The 445-nt window shown below is 56.4% G+C and carries 1 protein-coding gene; it reads right to left on the bottom strand.

Annotation, left to right across the window (positions count from 1 at the left end; genetic code table 11):
• Window positions 1-207: 207 nt before the first annotated feature.
• A partial coding sequence (locus D7V77_RS42595; RefSeq protein ID WP_199734013.1) for a fibronectin type III-like domain-contianing protein occupies window positions 208-445 on the bottom strand: 238 nt, incomplete at its 5' end.

Genomic DNA, 445 nt, shown 5'->3' with positions numbered 1-445 from the left:
TAATAATATTGATTCCCCCAAGCTCATATGTACAAATAAACAAATCCCCAGTGAAATCGTCTATATACAGAGGTCATTCTGTTCCCTACCTTGTAGTCTCCCACTGCACCTTTTTTCACGTAGGACTGACACGTACCTATGTACTACGCCCTAGCATAAATCCAACCAAAACGGCTGCTTATTGGTTGAACCCGCACCCTGACACGTTTAAGAAATCGTCAGAGTCGTGGACAACCGAAGGTCCCGACTGCTGGCGCCGACGGTGATGTTGAACTCGCCTGCGGGGACGGTCCACTCCTGGGCGGCCGTGTCCCAGACGCTGATGTCGCGGCGGCGCAGCTCAAAGGTGGTCGCGGTCGAGTCGCCCGCCGCCAGGGGCAGCTTTTCGAAACCGCGTAGCTGGCGGGGAGGGGTGCCCGCCGACGCCGGGAACCCTACGTACAGC

This window comes from Corallococcus sp. CA041A (assembly GCF_003612075.1).
GTDB lineage: Bacteria > Myxococcota > Myxococcia > Myxococcales > Myxococcaceae > Corallococcus > Corallococcus exiguus.
The sequence above is the reverse complement of the archived record's forward strand: the minus strand, read 5'-3'. Positions and strand labels throughout refer to the sequence as shown.